Origin of the sequence: Methylobacterium variabile (genome assembly GCF_001043975.1) — a bacterium.
GTDB lineage: Bacteria > Pseudomonadota > Alphaproteobacteria > Rhizobiales > Beijerinckiaceae > Methylobacterium > Methylobacterium variabile.
This window is the reverse complement of the sequence record NZ_LABY01000470.1, coordinates 1-2,404: the sequence shown is the minus strand read 5'-3', so window position 1 is coordinate 2,404 and position 2,404 is coordinate 1. Positions and strand designations below refer to the sequence as shown.

General features: G+C 60.6%; 2 protein-coding genes. One reads left to right on the top strand and one right to left on the bottom strand.

Annotated features, from left to right (window positions below):
- Positions 1-64: 64 nt before the first annotated feature.
- On the bottom strand, positions 65-325 hold the full coding sequence (locus VQ02_RS33960) for a hypothetical protein (protein WP_245239938.1): 261 nt from the start codon (positions 323-325) through the stop codon (positions 65-67).
- A gap of 1,143 nt (positions 326-1,468) precedes the next feature.
- Here VQ02_RS33960 and VQ02_RS33955 point away from each other — a divergent pair.
- A partial coding sequence (locus VQ02_RS33955) for a N,N-dimethylformamidase beta subunit family domain-containing protein (RefSeq protein WP_425339945.1) occupies positions 1,469-2,404 on the top strand: 936 nt, incomplete at its 3' end.

Here is a 2,404-nt window from a genome sequence, read left to right as displayed (position 1 = left end):
CGACATGGAGGCTGGCGGCAGCCCTCACGGGCAGCCGCTCAGGACGCGCGACGACGCGCGGACCTCAGGCGAAGGATCGAGGGGGCTCGGAAAGCGTCTCGGGATGCAGGCTGTCGAACACGACCGCACGGAGGCCAGCCAGCCTCCGCTCGAAATTCCAGCTGACCGTCACGGAAATCGACGCCCAGCGCATGAACGGCGCATGGCAGCTGCACAGGCCACAGGGGCCGGCCTCGGACTCGGCGCTGAGGGCATCGGCACGATCCGTAACGGTGCCGACCCGCTCCGCCGCTTGGTCCACCTCTGGCGCGACGGCGGCGACCACGGCGTTCCCGACATGCGCCGCACCCGCGTGTGAGTGACCGGCTCCCACCATCAAGACGGCAACAAGCGCTACGATCTGAAAGATCGTGAACAGCGAGTGCCAGAGGGGACGGGCGGGCGACATGGTGCGGCGTGCATAGCACGTCTGAGCCGCTCGGCCACGCGCTTTCTGGCGCGAAACAACACTCCTGCCACTCGGGTGGGGAGCTGCCGAGCAAACCCGAAGCGGCCCACTGGTACTTCCTGATGGATTTGACGGGTCGCGAGGTGCCGATCCTGCGAGAGGGCTCGCAGATGGAGCACGCGACGCGCAAACCGCAGCTGATGTCCCCGCACAGGTTCAACGAGCGAAAGCCCGACGCCACGGCTCACGCACCATCTCGCCAGCCGTCCGCCTTCCTGCAGGGTGAAAGACTATACCACTGAAGTTTATGCAAATCGTCTTTTGAGTGAAAAATTCAAAGGCAAAAACGCCCTCTTGATTTTTTCAAAATATCATAAGTTTGATAGTATAGTTTTTTGTGTTGAGTTGTTTTGATATTAGAAATTTTCGAGAAATATCGCAGAAAACAATAGTCCACATTGTTCGGATGGCCGGAGATGGTGCACCGGGTGCCAAGCCGAGTGATAGCCTCGCTGCAAACCGTTCTACCTATCGAGGACCAATGCCATGACGTCTAGCAATCGACATGCTTATTGGTCCGCGCCGCTCCGCTCGAAATTGCTCATAGATCTTAGACGAGTAGGCCAATATCCCTCCGACGAACGCCAGATGCACGGCCGTGATCCCGATGATGAGGCCGGACCGGCGTCCGATGATGGTAGCATTTCGACGCGATCCCTCCTCCTGCTCCGCTACCCGCACTGGCGTCGGGCGGAGAACGCGGGCACTCGTACTTCCCCAACCTCTGCTTTCACACTCGCCAGTATGGCGTCCACCACAGCGTTTACAGAGACCCGAGAACTCGAAGCGCTTGATGAAAATCTCGCGATCAAGCCCGTCAGTCCAACAAGCGCACCGTTCTCCACTACATCCTCTTCGACCTCTAAGACGGTTTCAACCAACTTACCACCCGCGACAGAAATCCTTACGGCGGCGAATGCGTCGACGGGCTCGGGCGCTGCTCCAAGCGAGTTTAGTGCGATGATCCCCAATGAGGGATTGCCTGGTAAACCCGCCAAATACTCGAGCGCCGTCGGCGAGCTCGCCTCGGGTGCTGCCGTCCAGGCTAACATGGTAGCTTGTTGCGGAACCTGCGGGTACGTTAACTGCCCGCTACGGCCCCTGGAGTTGGCACCGAGCAACATCTTGTCGGCGAACGGCCAGCTGCCTGGAAGCGGCAGCGGTGCACCCTCCGGCATAACCACCCAAATCCCTGGTGGTGCCGAGACCGGCCTTCTTGCCAACGGTCGGGTTTTGATTCCATCTCTGAGTGGCCCAATCACGACAGCGGTCGCTCCGGCGCGCTCGCCGAGCCTGGCTTTCAATTCTCTGTCGTCCAACGCCACCGCCACAACAGCCAATAAGATCGTTCTAGAGAACCAGAAGATCGGTAGCCCCGTGAGCGAGTGGGGCATCACGGGCGCAGGCAGTTCTAACATCGAAGGCTTCGCTACCGATATTAGTACCAACATCGGCAAGACCGTCAACTTCAAGATCAACACCGACTCGAACAACTACCGCATCGACATCTACCGGCTCGGCTATTACGGCGGCCTCGGTGCGCGCAAGATCGACACGATCCAGCATACCGGGGTACAGAACCAGCCGACCCCGCTGAGCGACGCGGCAACCGGGCTGGTCGATGCTGGCAACTGGTCGATTTCGGCTTCCTGGAACGTGCCGGCGGACGCAGTCTCGGGCGTCTACATCGCCAAGCTGACGCGCCAGGACGGCACGGCGGGTGAGAACGAGATCCCGTTCATCGTCCGCGACGACAGCAGCACAAGCGACATCATCTTCCAGACCGCAGACACGACTTGGCAGGCCTACAATCCTTGGGGCGGCGCCAACCTCTACGGCGGCAACGGTCCGGCCACCGGCCAGGGGCAGGGACGCGCCTACGCGGTCAGCTACAAC